Origin of the sequence: Bartonella sp. AP40SXNS, from assembly GCF_042195825.1 — a bacterium.
Lineage (GTDB): Bacteria > Pseudomonadota > Alphaproteobacteria > Rhizobiales > Rhizobiaceae > Bartonella.
Map to the genome: position 1 here is coordinate 133,431 of NZ_JBHIPB010000004.1, position 21,103 is coordinate 154,533.

The 21,103-nt window shown below is 38.1% G+C and carries 16 protein-coding genes; all 16 read right to left on the reverse strand.

The window, feature by feature from the left end; all coding sequences use genetic code 11:
- Positions 1–139: 139 nt before the first annotated feature.
- On the reverse strand, positions 140–3,640 hold the full coding sequence (gene mfd, locus ACFILZ_RS04625) for a transcription-repair coupling factor (RefSeq protein ID WP_375610350.1): 3,501 nt from the start codon (positions 3,638–3,640) through the stop codon (positions 140–142).
- A 5-nt stretch (positions 3,641–3,645) separates the two neighbouring features.
- The gene (locus tag ACFILZ_RS04630) at positions 3,646–3,933 is read right to left on the reverse strand and encodes a succinate dehydrogenase assembly factor 2 (RefSeq protein WP_375606845.1); all 288 of its coding nucleotides are present in this window, start codon (positions 3,931–3,933) and stop codon (positions 3,646–3,648) included.
- A 65-nt stretch (positions 3,934–3,998) separates the two neighbouring features.
- The gene (locus ACFILZ_RS04635; RefSeq protein ID WP_375606844.1) at positions 3,999–4,679 is read right to left on the reverse strand and encodes an ABC transporter ATP-binding protein; all 681 of its coding nucleotides are present in this window, start codon (positions 4,677–4,679) and stop codon (positions 3,999–4,001) included.
- Positions 4,679–5,947: a lipoprotein-releasing ABC transporter permease subunit gene (locus tag ACFILZ_RS04640; RefSeq protein ID WP_375610349.1), complete on the reverse strand. Its 1,269-nt coding sequence runs from the start codon at positions 5,945–5,947 to the stop codon at positions 4,679–4,681. Before ACFILZ_RS04640 ends, ACFILZ_RS04635 begins: the two co-directional genes overlap by 1 nt.
- Before the next feature lie 11 nt (positions 5,948–5,958).
- Complete coding sequence (gene proS, locus ACFILZ_RS04645; RefSeq protein WP_375606842.1) at positions 5,959–7,284, reverse strand: proline--tRNA ligase; 1,326 nt, start codon at positions 7,282–7,284, stop codon at positions 5,959–5,961.
- Between the two features lie 200 nt (positions 7,285–7,484).
- Positions 7,485–9,161, reverse strand: coding sequence for a ribonuclease J (locus tag ACFILZ_RS04650; protein ID WP_375610348.1), 1,677 nt, complete (start codon positions 9,159–9,161; stop codon positions 7,485–7,487).
- 49 nt (positions 9,162–9,210) lie between these two features.
- Entirely contained in the window at positions 9,211–10,017 is an 807-nt protein-coding gene (locus tag ACFILZ_RS04655; RefSeq protein WP_375610347.1) for a biotin--[acetyl-CoA-carboxylase] ligase, read from the reverse strand.
- A gap of 5 nt (positions 10,018–10,022) precedes the next feature.
- Positions 10,023–11,477 carry an NADH-quinone oxidoreductase subunit NuoN gene (gene nuoN / locus ACFILZ_RS04660; RefSeq protein ID WP_375610346.1) on the reverse strand — a complete coding sequence of 485 codons (1,455 nt, stop codon included), beginning with the start codon at positions 11,475–11,477 and terminating at the stop codon, positions 10,023–10,025.
- A gap of 17 nt (positions 11,478–11,494) precedes the next feature.
- A complete protein-coding gene (locus tag ACFILZ_RS04665; RefSeq protein WP_375606838.1) occupies positions 11,495–12,964 on the reverse strand; it encodes an NADH-quinone oxidoreductase subunit M in 1,470 nt (489 codons plus the stop codon).
- Positions 12,964–14,928, reverse strand: a complete 1,965-nt coding sequence (gene nuoL / locus ACFILZ_RS04670; RefSeq protein WP_375610345.1) for an NADH-quinone oxidoreductase subunit L — start codon at positions 14,926–14,928, stop codon at positions 12,964–12,966. Before nuoL ends, ACFILZ_RS04665 begins: the two co-directional genes overlap by 1 nt.
- 6 nt (positions 14,929–14,934) lie before the next feature.
- Positions 14,935–15,243: an NADH-quinone oxidoreductase subunit NuoK gene (nuoK, locus tag ACFILZ_RS04675; RefSeq protein WP_015856359.1), complete on the reverse strand. Its 309-nt coding sequence runs from the start codon at positions 15,241–15,243 to the stop codon at positions 14,935–14,937.
- Positions 15,244–15,257: 14 nt separating this feature from the next.
- The gene (locus ACFILZ_RS04680; protein ID WP_375608285.1) at positions 15,258–15,878 is read right to left on the reverse strand and encodes an NADH-quinone oxidoreductase subunit J; all 621 of its coding nucleotides are present in this window, start codon (positions 15,876–15,878) and stop codon (positions 15,258–15,260) included.
- 94 nt (positions 15,879–15,972) lie between these two features.
- Entirely contained in the window at positions 15,973–16,464 is a 492-nt protein-coding gene (gene nuoI, locus ACFILZ_RS04685) for an NADH-quinone oxidoreductase subunit NuoI (RefSeq protein WP_375606836.1), read from the reverse strand.
- Positions 16,465–16,478: 14 nt separating this feature from the next.
- Positions 16,479–17,525: an NADH-quinone oxidoreductase subunit NuoH gene (nuoH, locus tag ACFILZ_RS04690; RefSeq protein ID WP_375606922.1), complete on the reverse strand. Its 1,047-nt coding sequence runs from the start codon at positions 17,523–17,525 to the stop codon at positions 16,479–16,481.
- A 22-nt stretch (positions 17,526–17,547) separates the two neighbouring features.
- The gene (gene nuoG, locus ACFILZ_RS04695) at positions 17,548–19,617 is read right to left on the reverse strand and encodes an NADH-quinone oxidoreductase subunit NuoG (RefSeq protein ID WP_375606835.1); all 2,070 of its coding nucleotides are present in this window, start codon (positions 19,615–19,617) and stop codon (positions 17,548–17,550) included.
- A gap of 63 nt (positions 19,618–19,680) precedes the next feature.
- On the reverse strand, positions 19,681–20,988 hold the full coding sequence (gene nuoF, locus ACFILZ_RS04700; RefSeq protein ID WP_375606834.1) for an NADH-quinone oxidoreductase subunit NuoF: 1,308 nt from the start codon (positions 20,986–20,988) through the stop codon (positions 19,681–19,683).
- Positions 20,989–21,103 lie beyond the last annotated feature (115 nt).

Sequence of the window (21,103 nt, forward strand, 5' to 3'; positions counted from 1 at the left end):
TGGTTCTTTATTATAAACTTAAATTTTATTCTTATATAAAATCAATAAATTTTATTCTTATATAAAATCAATAAATAATTGTTTTTATATAAGAATTTTATAAAAATAAGTAATAGCTCTGAAATAATAAAGATATTTTTTAAACAGAATGTTGTTCTGCCATTTCGACAAGCTGTGTCATAATATTCGCTGCTCCAACAAGCCTTTCATCCGCTGTGGACCAATCACGAATAAGAGCGATACTTTGATCTGGACGAATTTTTGCCATCGAACCTTGTTTTCCAACCCACTGAACAAGAGCAACACTATTTGCGAAATAGTTATTACGAAACTGTATAACAATCCCCTTTGGTCCTGTATCTAATTTCTCTACATGCGCTTTTCGACACAATGTTTTGATATAAAAGACTTTAAGAAGGTGTTGAACCTCAATGGGTAAAGGACCAAAGCGATCAATTAACTCCGCTGCAAATTCATCAATTTGTTCTAAATCATCAAGTTCTGTTAAACGACGATAAAGTCCCATACGTAATGATAAGTCAGGCACGAAACTTTCTGGTATCATCACTGTTGTACCAAGAGAAATTTGAGGAGACCATTGCTTATCTTCATTTAGCTCTCCATCTTTTAATTCAGCAATAGCTTCTTCAAGCATTTTTTGATAGAGTTCAAATCCAACTTCTTTGATATGCCCCGATTGCTCTTCACCTAAAAAATTGCCTGAACCGCGGATATCCATGTCATGGCTTGCCAATTGAAAACCGGCCCCTAAGGTGTCAAGAGATTGTAAAACTTTAAGACGGCGATCGGCAGCAGCTGTTAAGACTTTACCAGCAGGAAATGTAAAGAGAGCATAAGCACGTTGTTTTGAACGCCCTACCCTACCACGTAACTGATAAAGGGCAGAAAGGCCAAACATCTCAGCACGATGCACAATTAGAGTATTGGCTGTTGGAATATCAAGCCCCGATTCAATAATGGTTGTTGAGAGTAGCACATCATATTGCCCATCATAAAATGCATTCATGATATCATCAAGTTGTCCAGCCGGCATTTGTCCATGAGCCACAACGAATTTCAGTTCTGGCACATGTGTTTTGAGATATTCTTCTACAAAAGCCAGATCAGAAATACGAGGACAAACATAGAAACTTTGTCCACCACGATAATATTCTCGAAGCAGGGTCTCTCGTATAACAAGTGCATCAAATGGTGAAATAAAAGTACGAACCGCCATTCTATCAATGGGGGGGGTTGTTATCAATGAAAGTTCACGTACACCCGATAAAGCTAACCCTAAAGTGCGTGGTATGGGAGTTGCTGAAAGTGTGAGAACATGAATATCACTTTTAAGCTCTTTTAAACGCTCTTTGTGTTTGACACCAAAATGCTGTTCTTCATCAATGATAAGAAGGCCTAACCGTAAAAAATTAACTGCACCACTTAATAATGCATGGGTTCCAATGACAATATCGATTGTACCATCTGAAACACCTTTTTTTACTCGTGCAAGTTCTTTCGCTTTTACAAGCCTCGAAGCATGTCCAATTTTAACTGGTAATCCTTGAAAACGCGAAATAAATGTTTTGTAATGTTGACGTGAAAGCAAAGTTGTTGGTACAACAACCGCAACCTGATATCCATTTAATGCTGCAACAAAAGCACTTCGAATGGCTACTTCAGTTTTTCCAAAACCAACATCACCGCATATCAAGCGATCCATCGGCTTGCCTGAGGCTAGATCATCCAGAACAGCATCAATTGCATTCATTTGATCTTCCGTTTCTTCATAGGGAAAGCAAGCAACAAACTCATCAAATGGTCCAATTGGTGGAAGTAAAGCAGGCGCAGCACGAGTCATACGCTCTGCAGCTATACGGATTAATTGCCCTGCCATTTCCAATAAATGTTTTTTAAGCCGCGCTTTACGTGCTTGCCAAGCAACACCCCCTAATTTATCTAAAGTTACCTCTGTTCCTTCTGAGCCATAACGTGAGAGAAGCTCAATATTTTCAACAGGTAAAAAAAGTAAATCACCTCCAGCATATTTAATTTCAAGGCAATCTCGTAAAATTCCAGTGGTTGTGATGGTTTTAAGACCAACAAATTGGCCAATACCATGGTCGATATGCACAACAATATCACCAGAATTTAAAGCAGAAATTTCAGAAATAAAATTTGTATTATTCTTACGCCGCTTTGGTGATCTGATGAAGCGATCACCTAGGATATCCTGCTCTGCTATAATAGCTAAATCTTCAGCCTCAAAACCATGTTCTATCATGATAACAGCTGCTAATATATGATCTCGTGGTGTTGCTTTGACAGTTTGCAAGGATTTTACAACATCTATTTTTTTCAATCCATGCTCATCAAGAACTTGTATCAAACGATTGAGAGACCCTTCACTCCAACACGCTAAAAGTACTTTTTTGCCAGCAGTGCGTAAAGAGGCGATATGATCAATAACATTTGAAAAAACATTTTTTTCTTGCGCATTACGCTCTTTTACAAAATCATATCCCTGTTTAACATTGGTGTGAATAACTGTTTGTTCCAAACTTTGTGGAATATTAAAAGGTGAAAAATCAATACGCTGTGAAGATTGTTGCACACATTCCAAAACACGCTCTAGCGTTAAATAAAGAAGACTAGGGTCTATTGGATGATAAGAAGTAGAAATTTCTTTATCATTTTCGCGCTCTTTACGCGCATTATAATAGTCTTCAATAAGGCGATAGCGCTCAATGAAGACTTCTTCTATAAGATGCTCAAAAACTATCGGTAAGTTGCCACAATGATCAAAAAAGCTATCAAGGTTTTCATAAAAAAATGGAAGCCAATGTTCCATACCGGCAAAACGCCGTCCTTGAGAAATTGCTTCATAAAGCATGTTATTTTTTTGTGATACACCAAATGTACGGGTATAATTGCTTTTAAAACGACTGATACGTTCTGGTGTAAGAACAACCTCACTCATTGCCTGTAATAAAAGTTCAGTTTTTTGGCCTGTTGTCCTTTGACTTTCTGGATCAAATACGCGGATACTTTCTAGGGTATCTCCAAAAAAATCAAGGCGTAAAGGTTCAACATCCATCGGAGAAAAGATATCAAGTATTCCTCCTCTTACAGCAAACTCACCAACATCACGGACAACTGTAACGCGTTCAAAACCATTGGTTTCTAGGAATTGAATAAGATTTCCCATGTTATTGCGTTGGCCAACACATGCGTGAATAAGCTGAGCTTTTATCATTTCACGAGGAGGCAACTTTTGCATAATTGCATTTGCTGTTGTTAATATAATTGCAGGATGTGGATCTTTCCGTAAATTTGCTATGTGTGCCAATGTTGATAGTCGACGTGCCATAACAGCAATTCCTGGTGACACACGATCATAAGGCAAACAATCCCATGCAGGAAATTGAAGTACGGGTAAATTGGGTTCAATAAAATTTAAAACTTGTTGTAAATGCGCAATTTTTGTTCCGTCACGGATAACATAGATGAGCGGTTTACCTTGTGCAATTTCTGAACTTAATTTAGCAAGCGCAAAGGCTTCAAATCCATCAGTAACGCCATCTAAAATCATACGAACAGAATTATTTTTGGGAATAACAATTTTTTTAAATATAGGCATCGGGATTAATAACTTAAGCAAGTACGATAATTGGCAATATCACGGAAAAGTGGACTATCAACTTCAGAGGGGGGCAAAATTTCTCCAGTAATCCATGTGAGTAAATCACGATCATCAAAAGACATAATATACTCAAGCTCAGAGAGCGTTTTATCATTCATCTCAATGATATGAGCATCAACATAATGTCCAAAAATGAGATCCATTTCACGAATACCGCGATGCCATGCACGAAAAATCAATCGACGACGACGAGCATCTAATTGATTTTTGTCAACGGCAAAAACTGTCATAAAAAATCTCCTTGAATAAAGTAATATAAACTATTCAATTATTCGTATAAATTTTATACATTGCTTTAAGGAAGTTCTATAATTTTTTGTTCTTTAAGTGTAATTCGACGATGCATTTGCTTAGCCAAAGCGTAATTATGTGTTGCAATAAGAGCAGAAAGACCAGACTGACGAACAAGGATAGATAAAGCTTGAAAAACATAAGCTGAAGTTACTGGATCAAGATTTCCTGTAGGTTCATCAGCCAAAAGAACCGAAGGGCCATTTGCTACTGCACGTGCAATAGCAACACGTTGTTGTTCTCCTCCCGATAACTCTGAGGGACGATGGTTAGCACGATGAGAAATACGCAGATACGTTAATAATTTACGCGCACGATCTTCTGCTATGGATTTTTTTAATCCTGCTATCATTTGCGGTATCATGACATTTTCTAACGCCGTAAACTCTGGAAGTAAATGATGAAATTGATAAACAAAACCAATATCATTTCGTCTTATAGCTGTTCGCTCACTATCAGAACGCTTTGCACAAGAAACACCCCGTAACATCACATCACCAGCGGTTGGTTTTTCTAATAATCCAGCAATATGAAGAAGTGTTGATTTTCCAGCACCAGATGGTGCAACAAGTGCGACAAGCTCTCCACGATTAAGAATAAAATTCGCTTTATCTAAAACAATGAGCGGCTTATGCCCCTCGAAAAAGCGTCTTTCAATCTCTACAAGCTCTAAAATAGCTGTCATTATTCATACCTCAAAGCTTGTACGGGATCTAGCTTAGCAGCACGCCATGCCGGAATGAGAGCAGCAAGAAATGACAAGAATAAAGCCATCACAGCAACCAAGACGGTCTGTTTCCACTCAATTTGTGCCGGCAATTTTGTTAAAAAATAAAGTTGAGGATTAAAAACGTCGACATTAAATAACCAAGAGATAAAGTCTTGGATATGATTAATATTCGCGGTCGCGATAACACCTAAAACTAACCCCAATATCGTTCCAATAAAACCAATCATCATTCCTGTAATGATAAATATACGCAAAATCGCACTCTGTTGCGCCCCCATCGTGCGTAAAATTGCAATATCATGACTTTTATCTTTTACAAGCATAATCAGCCCTGAAATAATATTTAAAGCAGCAACAAGAACGATCAGAGAAAGAATAAAAAACATAACATTTCGTTCAATTTGTAAAGCTGAAAAAAAAGCCTGATTGCGTGTACGCCAATCAATTAAATAAACCTGTTGATCAACTGCTTTTTCTACAACGGGTTTTATTTGATCAACTGCATCAGGATTATTTAGAAATAACTCTAAAGACTGAACCTTATCTCCTAAATTAAAAAACATTTGTGCTTCATGAAGAGGCATAAAGATAAATATTGAATCATATTCAGACATACCAACTTCAAAAATAGCAACGACTTTATAAGCTTTCACGCGCGGAGTAACGCCAAAAGGAGTCTCATCACCATCTGGAGTAATAATACGAATATCTCTTCCAACTGTCAGTCCTAATTTTTCTGCTAAGCCACTTCCAATTGCAACACCTTCTTGTTGATCAAACCGAGAAATCGATCCTAATTTAATGTTTTGAGAGACTGTTTTAAGCTTTTCTAGATCTTGTTTGCGCATACCACGAACTAACGCGCCAGAGCCACCTTGAACTTCACCTTGAACAAGCGCTTGACCTTCAATAACAGGTAAAGCAAACTTCACACCGTTTGTAGTTTCTAAAGAAGAAATAAGAGTCTTATAATCAGAAAAACCAGAATCAACTGTTTGAACAATAAGATGTCCATTCATACCAAGAATACGATTGAGAAGTTCTGTACGAAAGCCATTCATCACCGCCATAACAACAACCAGAGCAAATACGCCCAACATAATCCCAATAAGAGAAATAATTGAAATAACAGAGGCAACGACATGTTTTTTATTCGGAATCATATAACGAAAAGCGATCATCCACTCATAAGATGAAAAGCATTTGTTTTTCAGCCTCTTCATAATATTTCCTATTAAATTATAGAAAGTTGGCTGAGTACATCTTCAACCTTTAGAGATTTTTTTACACCTGTTTTGCGATCTTTAATTTCAACTTCATTTTGTGCAATGCTGTTAGGACCAACAATGATTTGCGTTGGCAAACCAATCAAATCCATTGTTGCAAATTTTGATCCAGGACGTTCATTTCTATCATCTAATAACGGATCAAAACCAACCTTCTTTAATCCCTGATAGAGAAACTCACATGCCTGTGTGCATTTTTCATCATCAGGCTTCATATTGATAATCCCAAAATCGAACGGTGCCATCGACTTTGGCCAAATAATACCATTTTCATCATGAGAAGCCTCAATAGCGGCCGCAACAAGACGCGAAGGCCCAATACCATAAGATCCCATAGAGACCACATGCTCTTTTCCATCTTGTCCCATAACTTTTGCTCCCATTGGAGCGGAATATTTAGTACCAAAGTGGAAAATATGCCCAACCTCAATACCACGCGCTGAAAGACGATTATTCTCAGAAATTTTAGCCCATTCCTCTTCTTCATGCATTTCTTCTGTCGCTGCATAAAAAGATGTCCACTGTTTAACGATATCATCTAAAACAGCTTTATCACTGAAATCGATTGAACTATGGGGAACGGTAAGTTCAAGAAATTGTCTATCACAGAAGATAGCGCTCTCTCCCGTTTCAGCCAAAATGATAAATTCATGACTGAGCTCCCCCCCAATGGGACCTGTGTCAGCACGCATGGGAATTGCTTTTAAACCAAGACGAAAAAAAGTGCGTAAATAAGCAACAAACATACGGTTATAAGATGTTTTAGAACCTTCATAATCAAGATCAAAAGAATAAGCATCTTTCATTAAAAATTCTCGTGCCCGCATCACACCAAAACGTGGACGAATTTCATCACGAAATTTCCATTGAATATGATACAAATTAAGCGGAAGATCTTTATAAGAACGAACATAAGAGCGAAAAATATCTGTTACCATCTCTTCATTGGTTGGACCATAAAGTAAATCACGTTTTTGACGATCTTTAATGCGGAGCATTTCCAAACCATAATCATCATAGCGACCGCTTTCACGCCAAAGATCAGCAGATTGAATTGTAGGCATCAATACTTCTATTGCACCAGCGCGTTCTTGCTCCTCACGAATAATTTTACAAACTTTATCAAGCACTTTTTTTCCCAAAGGAAGCCAAGAATAAATTCCTGATGTTTGCTGTCGAATCATCCCAGCACGCAACATAAAACGATGAGAAACAATTTCTGCTTCTTTAGGATTCTCTTTTAACAGGGGAAGGAAATATTGAGAAAGACGCATTGAAATAATTAACTCCTAATCAGATCTACCATATTGAAACAATTTAACACACCCTCCATTCATCTATAGCCGCATTCTGAATACTTGCAAATATAACGATCTTATTGTTTCAAAATTTATTGTGCTCTATTCTCTATTTTTCTTATTTAGCAATAAAATAAAAATGCTTTTCTCTTTAAATAACGTAATAGGAAAATTCTTTATTTTGACCGATGTAAAAAAACTGTACAGATAGGTTTTTTTTGCCAAATCTCATGAACAGCTGCTCTTACTGCACGTCGTGTTGCCTCTCGAATAAGTTCATTATTGTTCCGTTTTAGCCGTGGGATGTTATAAACTGTATTTTCTACAATATCTAAAAGAATATCTTTCAAACTCTCCCCTTTTCCATTATTTTCAGGTAACCCGAATGTTGATAGACCGATATCCCCCAATAATTCATACTTATTATTTATATGGAGAGAAATAGTAACATGACCAGCATAACTGAGTTTGCGGCGTTCACGAATCCCTAATTCATCTTCATCCCCAATTAGGCAACCATCCTTATAGATACGTCCAACAGGAACTTGATCAACAACTTTTACAGGCTTTGGTGCGAGACGTAACATATAGCCATTTCTGATATCCATAACAGTTTGAATACCTGCTTGACGGGCTAAAGTTGCGTGAGTCTTAAGATGCATTGCTTCCCCATGTACAGGAACAAGTATCTGTGGCTTTATCCAATCATACATCTGTAAAAGTTCTGAACGACGGGGATGACCTGAAACATGAACAAGAGCATCTTCATTCGTAATAATTTCAATACCCAAATCAATGAAACGATTTTGTACCTCAAGAATAGATTTTTCGTTTCCTGGAATACTTCGTGATGAATAAATAACGGTATCACCAGCGGAGAGTGCAATATTCCTCATTCCATCACGTGAAAGTTTAGCCAAAGCAGCACACGGCTCACCTTGGCTTCCTGTGACGATTAAAACAAGATCTTTTCGCGGGATGTAACCATAATCATCTTCTGTTACAAATGGCGCTAAACCATTCATATAACCAAGCTCTTGTGCAACCATAATACTTCGCTTAAGGGAACGCCCAATGACAAGTACCTTACGCCCAGAAGCTTCAGCGGCAAGAGCAATAGAACGTATCCGACCAATATTAGAAGCAAAAGTTGCTATCGCAACGCGCCCTTTAGCTTTCAAAATAATTTCAGAAAGACTGGTTTGAACCTGCTGCTCTGATGGAGATATACCATCCCGACACGCATTTGTGGAATCACAAAGTAATGCTAAAACACCTTTTTTGCCTAAAGCACGAAATCTTTTTTCATCGGTTACAGCCCCGAGTGAAGGGGTATGATCGATTTTCCAATCACCAGTATGAATCACAGTCCCCAAAGAGGTTGTAATTGCTAAAGAGACAGCTTCTGGTATTGAATGGTTAACGGCTATAGCCTCTACAGCAAAGGAACCTACCTGAAAACAATCACCAGCTTGAAAAATATTGAGTGAATTTTTTTGAGATTCAAAATCTGCTTGCCTTTTACTTTCCAATAATCCTGCCGTAAAAGGCGTACAGTAAATTGGAACCTGTAACTTTGGCCATAAATCAAGAACGGCCCCATAATGATCTTCATGAGCATGTGTTAAAACAAGACCATGAATATTGTGTTTTTCACTTTCTAGAAAACGAATATCAGGCAAAACAAGATCTGCTCCCGGTAATTCAGGTCCAGCAAAACTAACTCCCATATCAACAAGCAACCATTCACGAAAATTTTCAGGACCAAATCCATAAGCAGCGAGATTCATCCCTATTTCACCTACTCCTCCTAAAGGTAAAAAAACAAATTCATTCTCGTTGGCCGCAACCATAAACATCTCCTAAATCATTAAGATAATCTGATGATGAAATAAAACTTTATCAATTAATACGATTTGCATGAGCAGAAGCAGCTGAACCAAAATGAACATCCCCAGCTGTTATAATGGCTGTTTGACCATTATTTTGTTTTATGATGCAGTTAAAATCACTATCAAGACCATCAAAAATACCCTCGATGACTTTTTCATCATTGATTATTTTGACATGCTGCCCAAGATGAGCAGAGTATAAAAGCCACTTTTCGCGAATTATATTGCGTCCTCCTGATTGTTTCCAAAGGAGATAGTTTTTAGAAAAATACTCCGTCAAAACCGTAAATAATTGTTCTGCTTCAATATGCAAACCAATATTCTTTAAACTTGAAGTGGGATAGAGTGCGTTTTCATAATTATATTTCACATTTATTCCAATACCAATAACCAAGGCATATTGTTGTGATGACAATTTTAAAATCTCAAGCAAAACTCCAGAGCTTTTTTCTCCTCTGAGCAAAATATCGTTTGGCCATTTTAAGCTCACAATATTGTTTGTTTGCTTTTCATCTTTTATAAATTGTTTTATTGCCTCTGCTACACTTACTCCAGCAACAAAACCAAGTTGAGCAGCAGTTTGATGCACAATATCCTCAATTAACAAAAGACTAGAATAAAGGTTCCCTTTAGGACTAGACCAAGTTCTCCCTCTTCTCGCTCTTCCCTGTAATTGTTCTTGTGCAACAATCCAAAGATTACCTTGATGACCAGTTTGCGCTTTTCGTTGCGCAATGAGATTTGTTGAATCAATACTATCGTACGCTTCAACAGTGTATCCCTGTTTTTGTGCAAAATCTGATAAAGTATAAACCATATTCGTTAAAACAATGCTGTTGCTGCTTTTTCTGCTAGCTCAGCGAACCAAACTCCAAAAAGCGCGTAAAATAAAATAAAGAATACAGAAAGACCAAGACAAAATTGAAGCTCTTTCGATAAAGCAACAAAATGCGCTTTTGCATCATCAAACCACATAATTTTAATGACTCGCAAATAGTAAAAAGCCCCAACTACAGACGCTATCATCCCAACGACAGCAAGTGGCGTAAGTCCAGCGTGGACAGCAGCAGAAAATGTATACCACTTTCCAAAAAAACCAGCCATAGGAGGTATGCTTGCTAAAGAAAAAAGCTGTATTGTCATCACAACAGCCATAAACGGATTCGTCTTTGCTAACCCTGAAAGATCATAAATATTTTCAACATTTCCATTCTGAGAGCGCATTCCAAGAATAAAGGCAAATGAACCAAGCGTCATTCCAAGATAAATAGTCATATAAAGGATAACGCTTTTTATCCCAAGCATATCTCCAGCAGATAAACCAACAAGTGCATAACCCATATGACTGATCGACGAATAAGCCATTAAGCGCTTAATATTATTCTGACCGATTGCAGCAAAAGCACCCAGTATCATTGATGCAATTGCCATGAACACCAAAATTTGTTGCCATGCAGGCATCACGTTATCAACACGTCCTAGGGGAATAAAGGTCACCACAATAATACGGATGATTAAAGCCATTGCAGCGACTTTAGGGGCACCAGCAAAAAATGCTGTAATCGGTGTGGGCGCTCCTTCATAAACATCAGGTGTCCACATATGAAACGGAACAGCAGAAATTTTGAAAGCCAAACCAGCTAAAATAAAGACAATTCCAAAAATAACCCCTAATTGTACATTCTTGCCTTTTAAAGCAAGAGCAATTTCGTGAAAACCAATTTGACCGGTAAAACCATAAAGCAAAGAAATACCATAAAGAAGCAACCCTGAAGATAATGCTCCTAAAACAAAGTATTTTATACCGGCTTCAGAAGATTTCACATTATTACGATTAATCGCTGCTAAAACATATAAAGCTAAAGATTGCAATTCTAACCCCATATAAAGCGACAGCATATTACCCGCTGAAATCATAAACATCATTCCAAGGGTTGCTAAAAGAACAAGCACTGGAAACTCAAATATATTAAACTTTTGTGCATTGGCAAAACCAACAGACATGATAAGAGAAAAGAGTGCACCAATAAGCATTAAAATTTTCATATAACGACTAAAGGAATCGATAACGAGCGCATTGGTTTGAAATGAGCCATTTTCCGGAAAAACTATAAGAATAACAATGGTTGCCACAAGAAGTGCTATGGCTAAACCTGTCACTGTTAAAGAAGCACGTGTATTGGAATAAACACCAATCATAAGCAGCACGACAGCTCCTAATGCAATTAAAAGCTCTGGAAGAATTAAGACTAATTGCGCTATTATTTCAGTTTGCATGTGCATTCTTCCCTTATCTAGTGCAGTTTATTGATGAGGGTTTCTACGGAAAACGCCGTTGCCTTAAGAATAGGCGTTGGATAGATACCAAAGAATATTGTAAGAATAACCATTGGATAAAGGAGGAATTTTTCTCTTAAAGAAAGATCTATTAATACTTTTAAATTCTCTTTATCCAAGGAACCAAAAATCACACGCCGATAAAGATAAAGAGCATAGGCTGCCGATAAGATAACACCTGTTGTTGCTAAAACAACAACCAATTTATTTACTTGAAAAACACCTATTAAGGTTAAAAATTCACCCAAAAACCCTGAGCTTCCAGGCAAACCAACATTTGCCATGGTGAAAATTAAGAAAACAACAGCATATTTAGGCATATTATTCACTAAACCACCAAACGCTGAAATTTCACGTGTATGCAAGCGATCATAGATAACACCAACACAAAGAAACAATGCTGCTGAAACAATTCCATGGGATAGCATCTGATAAATAGCCCCTTGTATCCCCTGTTCATTCGCAGCAAAAATACCCATCGTTACATATCCCATATGCGCTATTGAGGAATATGCAATAAGTTTTTTGATGTCACTTTGAACAAGTGCAACCAGTGATGTATAAATAATAGCGATAAGCGATAATGTGAAAACAAAAGGCGCAAAATCTGCTGAAGCGATAGGAAACATTGGTAAAGAAAAACGAAGAAAACCATACCCACCTAATTTAAGTAAGACACCAGCTAAAATAACAGAACCTGCCGTCGGTGCTTCTACGTGAGCATCAGGGAGCCATGTATGAACTGGCCACATTGGCATTTTAACTGCGAAAGAAGCAAAAAATGCAAGCCACAACCATATTTGCATATGAACAGGAAACTGATAATTGAGTAAAGTTGGTATATCAAGTGTCCCAGCCTCCCAATACATAACCATAAGAGCAACCAACATAAGCACTGAACCAAGTAAAGTATATAAGAAAAACTTTATACTTGCATAAACACGACGTGCTCCTCCCCATACACCTATAATGATAAACATTGGAATGAGGCTGCCTTCAAAAAAAACATAGAATAGCATTGCATCAAGAGCACAAAAAACACCAATAATCGCAACTTCTAGAAGAAGAAACGCAATCATATAGGCTTTTAATCTCTCTTTAACATTCTCCCAACTTGCTAAAATACAGAAAGGCAAAAGAAAAGCCGAGAGAACAACAAAAAGAATAGAAATACCATCGACCCCCATATGATAGCTAATACCACCCCCTAACCAACTGGATTTTTCAACCATTTGAAAATTTTGGTTGCTAGAATCAAATCCTATCCAAATAATTAAAGAAATAATAAAAACAAATAGAGTCGTAAAAAATGCAACATTACGTATATTATGGCGTGCTACTTCACTATCATCTTTGATAAACAAAATCAGAAGAACACCAACAAGCGGCAAAAATGTAACCGTAGAAAGAATAGGCCAATCGGTCATTAGTTTACGCCCCCGATCATCATCCATGTAATGAGCAATGCAACGCCGATAAGCATTGCAAATGCATAGTGGTAAAGATAGCCTGTTTGCATTCGAACAACTCTATTTGTAATATCAACAACACGCGCTGCAATACCATTGGGACCTAGACCATCAATAATCTTACCGTCTCCCACTTTCCAAAGAAAAGAACCAATTCTAAAGGTAGGACGAACAAATAAAAAGTTATATAATTGATCGAAATACCACTTTTGGTAAAGAAAGTGATACACTCCTGGCATAATACGCGCCATTTTCTTGGGAAGAGAGGGAGCCGCAATATAAAATAAATAAGCCAACATAAACCCAAGAATCATTGCTATAAAAGGCGACCATTTTACCCAATTAAAAACATGGTGGGCATCATGAAGGATATGATTGTGGCTGCTTGTAAACAATGCTCCCTTCCAAAAAGTATCGTATAAATCACCAAAAAAATAAGGTTGGAAAATAACACCAGCAAATATTGCTCCAATAGATAAAATAAAGAGAGGGATCAACATCACTGGGGGCGATTCATGTACATGATGCATAACATCAACAGTTGCTCGTGGTTTTCCATGGAACGTCATAAAGATAAGCCGCCATGAATAAAAGCTTGTTAATAAGGCTGCAAAAACAAGAAGATAAAAAGCATACTCTGAAGCAATATTATGGGATGCAAAAGCAGACTCTATAATCGCATCTTTTGAGAAAAAACCCGCAGTCCCGAAAAGTGTTCCAGGAACGCCAACACCGGTCAATGCAATGGTCCCGACCATCATCATCCAATAGGTGACCTTTATATGTTTGCGTAACCCGCCCATTTTTCGCATATCTTGTTCATCAGATACAGCATGAATGACAGAGCCCGCCCCAAGAAACAATAAGGCTTTAAAAAAAGCATGCGTAAAAAGATGAAAGACAGCAGCTCCATAAGCTCCAACACCTAATGCAACAAACATATAACCAAGTTGAGAACATGTAGAATAAGCAATAACACGCTTAATATCATTCTGCACTAACCCCACAGTTGCTGCAAAAAATGCCGTTGTTGCTCCAATAATAATAATCACTGTCAAAGCAGTTGAAGAAAGTTCAAAAATTGGCGACATACGCGCAACCATAAAAACACCAGCCGTTACCATTGTCGCTGCATGAATAAGTGCTGATACAGGGGTTGGCCCTTCCATTGCATCAGGAAGCCAAGTATGTAAAAGAAATTGTGCGGATTTTCCCATCGCACCAATAAATAATAAAAGACATGTAATGGTAATTGCCATCTGTCCATCAAACTGCCAACCTAAAAATGTCATATTTTGTATAAAGCTATTGTTTGCAGCTTTTGCAAAAATAGAGCTAAAATCAACCGATTGAAATAAAACAAAAATACTAAATATTCCTAAAAGAAAACCAAAGTCTCCAACACGATTGACGACAAAAGCTTTCATTGCAGCCTTATTAGCAGAATCGCGTTGAAACCAAAAACCAATTAACAGATAAGAAGCAAGTCCTACACCTTCCCATCCAAAAAACATTTGGATCAAATTATTGGAGGTCACTAACATAAGCATCATAAATGTAAACAAAGAAAGATAAGAAAAAAAACGTGACCTTGAGGGGTCATGATGCATATAACCAATTGAATAAATATGCACTAATGCCGAAACACTGTTTACAACAATAAGCATGACCGCTGTTAATGTATCAATATGTAAAGCCCAGTTAAAGCTTAAGTCACCAACAGTCATCCAATGTAGTACCAATACATCAATCACTGGAGTATGACCAAGTGCAATACTAAAAAAAGCCACCCACGACAATATGGCAACAATCACCATAAAGCTACATGTTATTAATTCACTCGCACGATCTCCTATCGTTTTCCCACCTAGTGCAGCAATGAGAAAACCCAAAAGCGGAAGAAAGACAATCGTATAATACATCACTGGTTAGCCTTTCATTACATTAACATCTTCAACCGCAATGGAACCACGATTACGGAAAAAAACGACAAGAATTGCTAAACCAATGGCAGCTTCAGCAGCTGCTACGGTTAAGACAAATAGAGCAAATATCTGCCCAACGAGATCATGAAGAAACGCTGAAAATGCAACAAAATTAAGATTAACTGAGAGTAATATAAGCTCAATAGACATCAAGATAATAATCACATTTTTTCTGTTGAGAAAAATTCCAGCAATACCAATTGTAAACATCAAAGCAGAAACTGTGAGATAATGCGTAATATCAATATACATCTATATAGCCCCCCTTAAATACCTTTTCCTGATTCAACTTGCTTGATTTCAATGGCACTTTCTACCGTTCTAGAAACTTGCTCTGCAATAGATTGCCTCTTTACTCCTAATTTATGACGAAGTGTTAAAACAATAGCACCAATCATTGCAACCAATAAAATTATTCCAGCAATTTGAAAATAGAAAACATAATCCGTATAGAGAATATCTCCTAATGCCTGTGTATTTGTTCGCTGCGCTAAATCAGGCATTGGTTGCGTAACATGCGCTCTCAAGACTGGAGAAAAATAGCTACTTACAAAAACAACAATCAATTCTACAGCGATAATAACGCCAATAAGAGCTCCAATAGGAGCATACCGAAGAGTTCCACTCTTTAACTCAGCAAAATCGACATCAAGCATCATAACGACAAATAAAAATAAAACAGCGACAGCTCCAACATAAACAACAAGCAGAATAAGTCCTAAAAACTCTGCTCCTGCAAGTAAAAATAAAGCCGCAGCATTAAAAAATGCGAGGATTAAAAACAAAACAGAATGCACTGGATTGCGTGCTGTAATAACAATAACTGCACTTGTTAGCATAATAAAAGCAAACAAATAGAAAAATGCCGCCGCTAGATCTGTTAGCATAGGCTTCTCCTTAATTATTCAAACAATTGGTATAAACTTCATACCAGATTACAATTTATCGGAAAACTATCCGACACCTCATTTAATGATACACTTAACGATAAGGTGCATCCATCAATATATTTCGAGCAATTTCTCGCTCCCAACGATCTCCATTCATTAAAAGTTTTTCTTTATCATAATAGAGTTCTTCACGTGTTTCTGTTGCAAATTCAAAATTTGGTCCCTCAACAATAGCTTCTACCGGACACGCTTCTTGACAAAAACCGCAGTAGATACACTTAACCATATCGATATCATAACGGACAGTTCTCCGTGTACCATCATTACGTCGCGGACCTGCTTCAATTGTAATCGCTTGTGCAGGGCAAATTGCTTCACATAATTTACAAGCAATACACCGTTCTTCACCATTTGGATAGCGACGCAATGCATGCTCACCACGGAAACGGCCAGATACAAAACCTTTTTCATAAGGATAATTAATTGTGGGCTTTGGTGAAAAAAATTGACGCATAGCTAAGAAAAAAGCACTCACGAATTCCAATAGAAGAAGTGACTTTGCCGCCTGAATGAAACCTGACATCGTAAAATCTCCTCTTAAACGAAATCCGTAAATTTTAAAAAAGAAGCAGTTATCACAACCATTGCTAGTGAGAGAGGAAGAAAAACCTTCCAACCAAGCCGCATGAGCTGATCATAGCGATAACGTGGAACAAAAGCTTTAACCATAGCAAACCAAAAAAATACAAAACAGACTTTTAAAACAAACCAAATGATACCAGGAACCCAATTAAGCCACCAAACATCTAAAGGAGGCAGCCAACCGCCCAGAAATAGAATGGTTGTTAATGCGCACATTAAAACAATCGCAACATATTCACCTAGAAAGAAGAGCATGTAAGGCGTTGAAGAATATTCAACCATATGACCAGCAACAAGTTCAGATTCTGCTTCCACCAAATCGAACGGAGGACGGTTTGTCTCTGCAAGCGCAGAAATAAAAAATATAATAAACATTGGAAAAAGGACCAACCAATTCCAATCGAGAAAACTGTTAAAAGGAAGACCAAGAGTTGTACCAAGCCCGTGCGTTTGTTTAAAAACAATTGTTGTGAGATCTAACGAACCACTTATTAAAATGACACTCACAAGCACAAAACCAATGGAAACTTCATAAGAAACCATTTGTGCCGCCGAACGAAGAGCTCCTAAGAAAGGATATTTTGAATTTGATGCCCATCCCCCCATAATAACACCATAAACTTCAAGAGATGAAATGGCTAAAATATAAAGCAAGCCAACATTAATCTTTGCAACCTCCCAGCCCTCATTGACAGGAATAACAGCCCAAGTTGATAAAGCAAGTGTCGCTGAAACAAAAGGAGCTAAAAGAAAAACACCCTTATTTGCACCTGCAGGGATAATAGGCTCCTTAACAACAAATTTAATTAAATCTGCAAAAGACTGTAACAAACCCCATGGGCCAACAACGTTTGGTCCACGACGCAATTGTACCGCTGCCCAAATTTTTCTATCTGCGTAAAGAAGATAAGCAACTAAGATCAAAAGAACGACTAAAAGAAGCAGTGTTTTTCCAACGATAATAAGTAATGGCAACAGCCAAGTCATAAAGAAATCATACATCATTATTCCTTTTCCTTTGCCTTTACTCTACAGTTTGCGTAACACGGTTTTTTGCAAGAGATGAACATTCAGCCATAACGGCAGAAGCACGTGCTATCGGATTTGTCAAATAAAAGTCTTTAATCATAGAAGTAAATGTTTGACTCTCTAGAGAAACCATTTTTGAACCAAGCACCTTAAGATTACTTATATCAGAAGGCACTATATCATCAACGGCACAAAGATGTGGATAATCATTAAACAAACATTGTCTTAATTGAGAAAGAGAATCAAAAGGAAGCCTTTGTCCTAAAACATCCGATAAAGCACGTAAAATAGCCCAATCTTCTTTTGCTTCACCTGGAGCAAAACCAGCCCGATTTGTCATTTGAACACGCCCTTCTGTATTTACATAAAGCCCTGATTTTTCAGTATAAGCAGATGCAGGCAAAATAACATCAGCAGCATGCGCACCATTGTCACCATGGCTACCAATATAAACTATAAAAGCTTTTGTATCAGCTAATTCTACTTCATCAGCACCAAGTAGAAATAAAATTTCACAGGTTTTTAGAATATTGGCAACCCCAAGCTTAGAAGTAAAGCCTATATCCAACCCTCCAACAGTTGATGCTGCATTATGAAGAACTCCAAATCCATTCCATGTCTCACTAAGAGCACCTATATCATCCGCTAATTTAGCAAGATTTTTTAAAACAGGTAAACCTTCATTTCCTGAAATTGCTCCCTCTCCAATAAGAATAAGGGGCCTCTTTGCTTCTCTTAAGACATTTAAAAAAGCATCCTCTCCCCGAATAAGTGTCGTTAATGTATCACTTCCAGATCCAAGGTAAGAATAAGGATAACGTAAATCAACTTTCTCTCCAATTAATGCAATAGGAAAATTTCCTATTCGTTGGCGCTTTAAAATGCGTGCATTTAAAACAGCCGCTTCATGACGTGGATTAGATCCCACAATAAGCAGAGCATCAGCCTGTTCAATACCTGCAATTGTAGGATTAAAAATATAACTCGAACGCCCAAACTCAGGCGATAAAGCAACCCCTCTTTGGCGACAATCAAAGAGCGTTGAGCCCAACGAACTCAATAATGCCTTAAGGGCGTACATTTCTTCAACAGAAGCAAGATCTCCAGCAATGGCTCCAATTTTTTCTGGAAAAATTTTAGAGATCACCATTTTAATTTTTGCAAAAGCTTCTGTCCAACTGACAGGTTGAAGCTTTCCATCTTTGCGTACATATGGCCTATCAAGCCGCTGAGTCCGTAATCCATCCCAAATAAAACGCGTTTTATCAGAGATCCATTCCTCATTTACATCTTCATTCGTGCGCGGCATAATCCGCATAACTTCACGACCGCGGCTATCAATACGGATAGCACTACCAAGCGCATCCATCACATCAATCGATTCCGTTTTGACCAATTCCCACGGACGGGCATGAAATGCATAAGGTTTTGAGGTTAAAGCCCCCACTGGACAAAGATCAATAACATTTCCCTGTAATTCAGATGTCATAGCTTTTTCAAGATACGTCGTAATTTCAGCATCTTCACCACGACCGATCAAACCAAGCTCAGAAATACCTGCAACTTCCGTTGTAAAACGAACACATCGTGTACAATGAATACACCGTGTCATAACAGTTTTGACAAGAGGTCCAATATATTTATCTTCTACAGCACGTTTATTTTCTGTATAACGAGAACAATCTCGTCCATAAAGCATTGCTTGATCTTGAAGATCACACTCTCCCCCTTGATCACACACTGGACAATCCAAAGGATGATTAATGAGAAGGAATTCCATAACACCTTCACGTGCTTTTTTTACCATCTCCGTATTGGTAAAAATCTCAGGCGCTTCACCGTTAGGTCCTAACCGTAAATCACGAACCCCCATAGCACAAGAAGCCTGAGGTTTTGGAGGACCACCCTTAACCTCAACCAAACACATGCGACAATTTCCAGCAATTGACAAAGATTCATGAAAACAAAAACGTGGTATTTCTGCCCCAGCTGCCTCGGCAGCCTGAAGCAGCGTGTAGTAATCAGGAACTTCAATCTCTTTGCCATCAACTTTGATATTTATCATCACCCATCCAACCTGCGGATAATCCACTTAAAATTTGCATTCGGTTGCTCTTTAAAAAATTTTCTATCCCACGACTTCCAAAGCAATATTTTTTCTTTGGACGACATTTCGCGTATATTCATCAATTCTACGTTCAATTTCTGGACGGAAATTACGAATCAGCCCTTGTACAGGCCACGCTGCAGCATCGCCAAGAGCACAGATAGTATGCCCTTCAACTTGTTGAGAAACCTCAAATAAAAGATCAATCTCGCGTTTTTGCGCTCTTCCCTCAACCATACGTCCTAAAAGACGCATCATCCAACCCGTCCCCTCACGACACGGTGTACACTGACCACAACTCTCGTGCTTAAAAAAAACAGCTATACGCCAAATTGCTTTGATAATATCGGTTGATTTATCCATAACAATCATTCCCCCTGTGCCAAAAGAAGACCCGACATCTCGCATCCCATCAAAATCCATGATCGCATCGATCATATCCTCACCACGGACGACTGGACAAGAAGCCCCCCCTGGAATAACTGCTAAAAGATTATTCCATCCACCACGAATACCACCCGTATGTTTTTCAATTAATTCACGGAATGAAACACCAAGAGCGTCTTCAAATGTACAAGGGGCGTTAACATGCCCTGAAACCATAAATAATTTCGTGCCAACATTATTCGCCCGCCCAATTGATGAAAACCAGGAAGCTCCTCGCCGCAAAATTGTTGGAACAACGGCAATGGACTCTACATTGTTGACTGTTGTTGGACAGCCATAAATCCCCATATTAGCAGGAAATGGTGGTTTAAGCCGAGGTTGTCCCTTTTTTCCCTCAAGACTTTCAAGAAGGGCCGTTTCTTCACCACAAATATAAGCACCGGCTCCATGATGAATGATAATATCGCAAGCATGCCCATATTTTGTTTTTTTGCCAAGCAAACCTGCATCATAACATTCATCAACGGCAGCCTGTAGCGCTTCACGCTCACGAATATATTCACCACGAATATAAATAAAAGCAACATTGGCTCCCATAGCAAAAGTAGCGATTGCACATCCTTCAATCAAAGTATGGGGATCATGCCGTAAAATATCCCGGTCTTTACATGTCCCAGGCTCTGATTCATCAGCATTGACAACCAAATAATGAGGACGCCCATCACTCTGCTTTGGCATAAAAGACCATTTCATTCCGGTAGGAAAACCAGCACCACCACGACCGCGTAAACCCGACGCCTTCACCTCATCAATAATCCAGTCACGACCTTTGTCAATAATCCCTTTCAGACCATTCCAATGTCCACGCGACATCGCAGCCTTTAATGATTTGTCTTTTAAACCATAAATATTGGTGAAGATACGATCTTTATCAGCTAGCATACCCCACCTTTTTTTCTATTGCCCGTAGCATTTTTAGCTTTTCCTCAAATGCAATTTAAAAAAAATCTTGAAACTTTCTACTTTTAATCAAATGTTGTTATAAATGAGTGACATA

Coding starts and splice junctions, on each gene's coding strand:
- mfd (WP_375610350.1), bottom strand. CDS start 3,640: ATGCCTATATTTAAAAAAATTGTTATTCCCAAAAATAATTCTGTTCGT.
- ACFILZ_RS04630 (WP_375606845.1), bottom strand. CDS start 3,933: ATGACAGTTTTTGCCGTTGACAAAAATCAATTAGATGCTCGTCGTCGT.
- ACFILZ_RS04635 (WP_375606844.1), bottom strand. CDS start 4,679: ATGACAGCTATTTTAGAGCTTGTAGAGATTGAAAGACGCTTTTTCGAG.
- ACFILZ_RS04640 (WP_375610349.1), bottom strand. CDS start 5,947: ATGAAGAGGCTGAAAAACAAATGCTTTTCATCTTATGAGTGGATGATC.
- proS (WP_375606842.1), bottom strand. CDS start 7,284: ATGCGTCTTTCTCAATATTTCCTTCCCCTGTTAAAAGAGAATCCTAAA.
- ACFILZ_RS04650 (WP_375610348.1), bottom strand. CDS start 9,161: ATGGTTGCGGCCAACGAGAATGAATTTGTTTTTTTACCTTTAGGAGGA.
- ACFILZ_RS04655 (WP_375610347.1), bottom strand. CDS start 10,017: ATGGTTTATACTTTATCAGATTTTGCACAAAAACAGGGATACACTGTT.
- nuoN (WP_375610346.1), bottom strand. CDS start 11,477: ATGCAAACTGAAATAATAGCGCAATTAGTCTTAATTCTTCCAGAGCTT.
- ACFILZ_RS04665 (WP_375606838.1), bottom strand. CDS start 12,964: ATGACCGATTGGCCTATTCTTTCTACGGTTACATTTTTGCCGCTTGTT.
- nuoL (WP_375610345.1), bottom strand. CDS start 14,928: ATGTATTATACGATTGTCTTTCTTCCGCTTTTGGGTTTTCTCATTGCT.
- nuoK (WP_015856359.1), bottom strand. CDS start 15,243: ATGTATATTGATATTACGCATTATCTCACAGTTTCTGCTTTGATGTTT.
- ACFILZ_RS04680 (WP_375608285.1), bottom strand. CDS start 15,878: ATGCTAACAGATCTAGCGGCGGCATTTTTCTATTTGTTTGCTTTTATT.
- nuoI (WP_375606836.1), bottom strand. CDS start 16,464: ATGTCAGGTTTCATTCAGGCGGCAAAGTCACTTCTTCTATTGGAATTC.
- nuoH (WP_375606922.1), bottom strand. CDS start 17,525: ATGTATGATTTCTTTATGACTTGGCTGTTGCCATTACTTATTATCGTT.
- nuoG (WP_375606835.1), bottom strand. CDS start 19,617: ATGATAAATATCAAAGTTGATGGCAAAGAGATTGAAGTTCCTGATTAC.
- nuoF (WP_375606834.1), bottom strand. CDS start 20,988: ATGCTAGCTGATAAAGATCGTATCTTCACCAATATTTATGGTTTAAAA.